We start from the raw sequence: 6,503 nt of genomic DNA on the forward strand, positions 1-6,503 counted from the left end.
CCATGTCCAGTCAGACCACTGAAGAGATCATCTGCCGCCGACTGGTCGGCCGCACCGCCGTCATCACCGGCGCCGGCAGCGGCATCGGTCTCGCCACCGCCCGCCGCCTGGCCTCCGAGGGCGCCAACATCGTCTGCGGCGACATCGACGAGACGGCCGGCAAGGCCGCGGCGGAGGAGGTCGGCGGCACCTTCGTGAAGGTCGACGTCACCAGCCCCGAGGAGGTCGAGGCCCTGTTCAAGACCGCCTTCGACACCTACGGCTCCGTCGACATCGCCTTCAACAACGCGGGCATCTCGCCCCCGGACGACGACTCCATCCTCACCACCGGCCTGGAGGCCTGGAAGCGCGTCCAGGACGTCAACCTCACCTCCGTCTACCTCTGCTGCAAGGCCGCACTCCCCTACATGCAGCGCCAGGGCCGAGGCTCGATCATCAACACCGCCTCGTTCGTGGCCATCATGGGCGCCGCCACCTCGCAGATCTCCTACACCGCCTCCAAGGGCGGCGTCCTGGCCATGTCCCGCGAACTCGGCGTCCAGTTCGCCCGCGAGGGCATCCGCGTCAACGCCCTGTGCCCGGGACCGGTCAACACCCCGCTCCTCCAGGAGCTCTTCGCCAAGGACCCGGAGCGCGCCGCCCGCCGCCTCGTGCACATCCCGCTGGGCCGCTTCGCCGAGCCCACCGAGATCGCCGCCGCCGTCGCCTTCCTCGCCAGCGACGACTCCTCCTTCATCAACGCCACCGACTTCCTCGTCGACGGCGGCATCTCGGGCGCCTACGTCACCCCTCTGTAGGCCCTCCCCGTCCACATCCACACCAGCCGGGCGCCGCGAGGCGCCCGGCTGTCCCCTTTCCGATTCCCCGAGGAGCAGCATGCAGAGAAAGTGGGCGGCCCCCCTCGCCCTCATGGCGGTCACCGGCTCCGGCCTCCTCCTGGCACCGCCGGCCCAGGCGGGCCAGACCCCCTGCCCCCGGCCGGCCGTCGGGGCCGGCTGGTACGGGGACAACCAGGCCCGTCTCCAGCAGCTCATCGACCGGTACGGCAGCTGCGACCCGTACCGGCCGAGCCGGACCAAGCCCGTCGCCGTCTTCGACTGGGACAACACCGTCGTCAAGAACGACGTCGGCGACGCCACCATGTTCTGGCTGCTGCGCAACGGAAGGATCCGCCAGCCCGCCCGCGGGGACTGGTCCACCACCAGCCGCCACCTCACACCCGCCGCCGCCACCGCGCTGGCCGACGCCTGCGGCACGCTCGCCAGCCCCGGCGCCCCGCTGCCGACCGGAACACCGGAAGGCACCCGCTGCGCCGACGAGATCAACGCCGTCTACGGAACCGCCGCGACCAAGGCCGGCGCCGCCGCCTTCGCCGGCTGGGACCGCCGTACGACCGAACCCGCCTACGCCTGGCTCCCCCAGCTCATGCAGGGCTGGACCGCCCACGAGATCCGCGGCTTCGCCGCCGCCGCCCGCACCGAGAACCTCGCCGCGCCCATAGGCACCGCGCAGCAGGTCGGCAGCACCGCCGTCACCGGGTGGGTCCGCTACTACGACCAGCAGAAGGACTTGATCTCCGCCCTGCGGAAGGCCGGCTTCGACGTCTGGATCAGCTCGGCCTCGCCGCAGCCGGTCGTCGAGGTGTGGGCCAAGGGCGTGGGCATCGACGCGCAGCACGTCATCGGCATCCGCAACACCACCACGCACGGCGGGAAGTTCACCCCCCACCTCCAGGGCTGCGGATCCGTCGGGGACGGCGCCGACACGATGATCACGTACATCGACGGCAAGCGCTGCTGGATCAACAAGGAGATCTTCGGCGTGCGCGGCGCGGCGGCCGAGAAGGTCCAGCCGGCCGCCCGCCGCCAGGTGTTCGCCGCGGGCGACTCCGACACCGACGTCTCGTTCCTGCGCGACGCGACCGCCCTGCGCCTCGTCGTGAACCGCAACAAGAACGAGCTGATGTGCCGGGCGTACGACAACAGCGACGGCCGGTGGATCGTCAACCCGATGTTCATCGAGCCCAAGAAGCAGAAGACCGGACCCTACCCGTGCGCCACGACGGGCTACGTCGACCACGACGGCACCAAGGGCCCGGTCCTGCGCGGTGACTTGAGCGTCATCCCGGACCAGACGGACTCGGTGCACTAGAGGAACGTGCGGCCCTCGCCCCGGTACGTCGGGGCGGTGGCCGTCACCCGGTCGCCCTCCACCAGGTGCAAGGTGTCGAACCGCTCGCACAGTTCGCCCGCCTTCGCGTGCCGGAACCACACCCGGTCGCCGATCAGCAGATCGTCGGCCGGGCTGCCGAGCAGCGGGGTCTGCACCTCGCCCGCGCCCTCTTGCGGGTCGTAGCGCAGGCCCTCCGGCAGGTACGGGACCGGCAGCCGGTCCGCGCCGGGCGCACCGGAGGCGGGATACCCGCCGCCCAGCACGGTCACCACACCCACACCGGGCCTGCGTACGACCGGCTGCGCGAAGAGCGCGGCCGGACGCCCGCTGAACGAGGTGTAGTTGTCGAACAGCCGGGGCACGTACAGCCCCGAACCGGCGGCGATCTCCGTCACCGCGTCCTCCGCGGCGGTCTGCTGCACGCTGCCGGTCCCGCCCCCGTTGACGAACTCCAGGTCGGGCACCACCGCGCGCACGGCCCGCACCACCTCGGCCCGACGTGCCGCCAGCTCCCTGCGCGCCGCGCTCTGCATGAACCGGATCGCGCGGGACCGCAGCGGCCGGCCCGCCAGCGCGTCCCCGACCCCGGCGACGTGCCCCTCGTAGGCCATCAGCCCGACCACCCGGAACCCGGGCCGGGCAGCGACCGCACGGGCCAGCTCGGCCAGCTCACCCGGCTCCCGCAGGGGCGACCTCCGCGCCCCGACCCGCACCCTCCCGCCCAGCAGGTGCAGGGCGGTGTCCAGCTCCAGACAGACCCGGACCTCCTCGGCGCCACCGCCCCGCGACCGCTCGATGATGTCGAGCTGCGCGAGATCGTCCACCATGACGGTGACCGCGGCGGCCAGCTTGGGATCGGCGGCCAGCTCGGCGAACGCACCCCGGTCGGCGGACGGATAGGCGAGCAGCACGTCCTCGAACCCCGAACGGGCCAGCCACAGCGACTCGGCGAGCGTGTACGACATGATCCCGGCGAACCCGGGCCGGGCCAGGACCCGTTCGAGGAGCGCACGGCAGCGGACGGACTTGCTGGCGACGCGCACCGGCTTCCCGCCCGCCCTGCGCACCAGGTCGTCGGCATTGGCGTCGAACGCGTCGAGATCCACGATGGCCAGCGGCGCGTCCAGGTGCGCGGTCGCCCGGTCGTACCGGGCGCGATCGGCGGCGGCGGAGTTCATGGCGGGAGCTTGCCAGAGGTCTCTACCGATGGGTAGGGCACGGGGGCTCCCCCTTGGCCCCGGCTCCCGCCGAGCCCCCGCAGGGGACCGCCGAGCCGCTGCCCCGCGACCCCGTAGAGTACGGGCAGGCAGCCGTACGGAACGGGGGGCGGAGCCGCCGGATGACCACGTCGACACCGCGGACCGCGGTCCTGGGCGAGCCCGATCCGCCCCCGACCCCCGCCCCGCCGCCCTCGCCCGCACCGCCCCGCCGCCCCGGACGGGTCCTGGCCGCCGCGCTCTGCGCCCTGCTCGGCATCGGCCTCCTCGGCGGCGCCGGAGCCGACACCTGGCTCGAACACCGCGCCGCGCACCGCCCCTTGCCCGCCGGCGCCGCCTACCGCAAGGCCGAGTCGCTCTGGCGGTCCGCCCCCGTGGACGACCTCTTCCCGCCCGTCCTCGCGGGCCCCACGGCCGGTCCCGGCGGCTCGGACCGCACCTGGACCCGCATCGCGCTCGCCCCGGACGCCGACTGCCCCGCCGCGCTCGCCCCCGACTGGCAGCGCCTGCTGGCCGCCACCGGCTGCACCCGCGTGCTGCGCGCCACCTACACGGATGCCACACGAAGCTTCCTCGTCACCGTCGGCATGGTCTTCACACCCGCCGACGCCCCCGCGATGAAAGCCCTGACCGGCCGGTTCACCGCTCCGCCCGCGTACGGATTCGCCGACACCCAGCGCGCCGCCTGGACCGCGTCCGTACAGGGCCAGGCCCCGGCCGTCGTCTACACGGTCTCCGCCTTCGCCGACGGCCGGGTCCTGGACGCGCCCCGCCCGGCGGAGGACGCGATGAGGAAGGACGCCACGGGAGCCGTCGCCCAGGCAGGCCTCGGCCACGAGGCCAAGGCCGTCGCCGACCGCATCGGAGACGGGCTGTCCGTCCTCGCCGCCCCGCCCGCCACCCCCGCACCGGAGGCCCGATGACGCCCCGACGGGCCCCGGGCCGCGACGCCGCGCGTACCGGCCTTTGCACCCCCGCGCCCGTCCGGGCCGCCGTCACCCGCGTCGCCGCCACCCTGGCCTTCGCCGCCGTCCTCACGGCGGCCACCGCGTCCCCGGCCGCCGCCGACGTCATCCGCGACCGCCAGTGGGGCCTGCTGGCCCTGCGCGCAGAAGAGGCCTGGGGCACCACCCGCGGCGACGGCGTCACCGTCGCCGTCCTCGACACCGGCGTGGACGACTCCCACCCCGACCTCGCCGGCCAGGTCCTCGGCGGCACCGACCTCATCGGCATGGGCGCCGGCCGCGGCGACCGGTCCTGGGCCCGGCACGGAACCGCCATGGCGAGCATCATCGCCGGGCACGGCCACGGCTCCGGTCACGGCCAAGGCGTCCTCGGCATCGCCCCGCAGGCCAAGATCCTGCCGGTCCGGGTGATCCTGGAGGAGGGCGACCCGGGCCGCGCCCAGGCCCGCGACAGCAAGGGCGGCGCCCTCGCCGACGGCATCCGCTGGGCCGCCGACAACGGGGCCGACGTGATCAACCTGTCCCTCGGCGACGACAGCGACTCCGCCCACCACGAGGCGGGGGAGGACGAGGCCGTCCAGTACGCGCTCGCCAAGGGCGTGATCGTCGTCGCCTCCGCGGGCAACGGCGGCGAGAGCGGCGACCGCGTCTCCTACCCGGCCGCCTACCCGGGGGTCATAGCCGTCACGGCCGTCGACCGCCGCGGCAGGAAGGCCAAGTTCTCCACCCGCAACTGGTACGCCACCGTCAGCGCCCCCGGCGTCGACGTCGTCATCGCCGACCCCGACCGCTCGTACTACGAGGGCTGGGGCACCAGTGCCGCGGCCGCCTTCGTCTCCGGCGCCGCGGCCCTCGTCAAGGCCGCCCACCCGGACCTGTCGCCCGCCCAGGTCAAGAAGCTGCTGGAGGACACCGCCTCCGACAGCCCGGCCGGCGGCCGCGACGACGCCCGCGGCCACGGGATGGTGGACCCCGTCGCCGCCCTCCAGGTCGCGGAGGCGATACGGCCGCAGGCGCCGGTACCGGCGCCCGCCGCGGCCGGGCGCCGGTACTTCGGCCCCGGCCCCGACCCGGCCCGCCCGCGAGAGCGGGACGCCCGGCTGGGCGCCCCCGAGGCCGCGGCCGCCGGGGCGGCGCTGCTCGCGCTGGCCGCCGTGCTGGCCAGGCGCCCGCGGCGGGGCACCCGTGGCCGTCCGCTCCTCACGGCACAGTAGGGTCGGGTAACTGTGGCGAACATGGCGAACAAGAACATTCCCGACCCGGGCTTCTCCGACGACGACGGCTCGGCCGACCCCCGGCTGAGCGCGGCCCTGGCCGCGTGGGCCGCGGACCGTAGGTACGAACCGCAGGTACTGGCTGCCCTGAAGGACGCCCGCCTGCTGGTCCCGGTCGTCGCCGTCCTCGGCGAGGTGGAGACGGACCCCGAGACCGGCCTGAAGCGCGAGAAGACCAGCGACATGGCCGTCCCGACGCTCCGGGCGGGCGACCGGCGGGCGCTGCCCGCCTTCACCTCCATCGCCTCGCTCGCCCTCTGGGACCCGGCCGCCCGGCCGGTGGCGGTCCCGCTGCACCAGGCCCTGGCGGCCGCCGCGCACGAGAAGGCCGACACCGTGGTCCTCGACCTGGCCGGCCCGGTCACCTACCAGCTGACCGGCTCCGCGCTGCTCGCGCTGGCCGAGGGCCGCACGGACGCGGACCCGCTCGCCGATCCGGCCGTACGGGAGGCCGTACGGGCCGTCGTGGCGGCGGAGGCGACCGTACTGCGCGCCTACCTGGGCCCGGGCTCCGCGGACTCCGACGGCACCCTCGCGATCGTGCTGACCCCGGACGGCCAGGCCGCGACGGCGGCCCGCCGGGTCGCCGAGGCCCTGGCGGCGGACGCGACGCTGCGGGGTCGGCTGGTGCGCGGGCTGGACTTGGCGCTGCTGCCCGCGGACGCTCCGGCGCCGCCCGGCGAGGCGCTGTTCAGCCGCTGACCACGGCCGGGTCCGTGGCCGCGGCCCGCGCAATCCCGCTCACATGACGACGGCCGGGGGGGCCCCCGCCCGGGGGCCCCCCCCCGCGGGGGGGCGGGGGGGGGGGGCGGTCAACCCGAGAACCGGGCGGGGGTGATATGGCCCGGCCCCCCGCCCCGCCGCTGCCGGGCGCA

The 6,503-nt window shown here is 75.2% G+C and carries 6 protein-coding genes; 5 read left to right on the plus strand and 1 reads right to left on the minus strand.

Annotated features, from left to right (window positions below; genetic code table 11):
* Positions 1–2: 2 nt before the first annotated feature.
* Entirely contained in the window at positions 3–797 is a 795-nt protein-coding gene (locus tag ACFYOB_RS28555; RefSeq protein WP_328924820.1) for a 3-oxoacyl-ACP reductase, read from the plus strand.
* Positions 798–876: 79 nt separating this feature from the next.
* Positions 877–2,151: a haloacid dehalogenase-like hydrolase gene (locus ACFYOB_RS28560; protein ID WP_388564242.1), complete on the plus strand. Its 1,275-nt coding sequence runs from the start codon at positions 877–879 to the stop codon at positions 2,149–2,151.
* Here the strand turns inward: ACFYOB_RS28560 and ACFYOB_RS28565 are convergent.
* The gene (locus tag ACFYOB_RS28565) at positions 2,148–3,350 is read right to left on the minus strand and encodes an amino acid deaminase/aldolase (RefSeq protein WP_388564245.1); all 1,203 of its coding nucleotides are present in this window, start codon (positions 3,348–3,350) and stop codon (positions 2,148–2,150) included. The two genes, ACFYOB_RS28560 and ACFYOB_RS28565, sit on opposite strands and share 4 nt — an antisense overlap.
* 161 nt (positions 3,351–3,511) lie before the next feature.
* Here ACFYOB_RS28565 and ACFYOB_RS28570 point away from each other — a divergent pair, with 161 nt between their 5' ends.
* Genes ACFYOB_RS28570 through ACFYOB_RS28580 form a run of 3 tightly spaced genes read left to right on the plus strand, consistent with a single transcriptional unit; the run spans position 3,512 to position 6,330 of the window.
* Entirely contained in the window at positions 3,512–4,312 is an 801-nt protein-coding gene (locus ACFYOB_RS28570; RefSeq protein ID WP_388564248.1) for a hypothetical protein, read from the plus strand.
* Positions 4,309–5,568, plus strand: coding sequence for a type VII secretion-associated serine protease mycosin (gene mycP / locus ACFYOB_RS28575; protein WP_388564251.1), 1,260 nt, complete (start codon positions 4,309–4,311; stop codon positions 5,566–5,568). The genes ACFYOB_RS28570 and mycP overlap by 4 nt, the downstream gene beginning before the upstream one ends.
* A 21-nt stretch (positions 5,569–5,589) precedes the next feature.
* A complete protein-coding gene (locus tag ACFYOB_RS28580; RefSeq protein WP_388564254.1) occupies positions 5,590–6,330 on the plus strand; it encodes an SseB family protein in 741 nt (246 codons plus the stop codon).
* Positions 6,331–6,503 lie beyond the last annotated feature (173 nt).

Origin of the sequence: Streptomyces sp. NPDC006463, from assembly GCF_042870715.1 — a bacterium.
GTDB lineage: Bacteria > Actinomycetota > Actinomycetes > Streptomycetales > Streptomycetaceae > Streptomyces.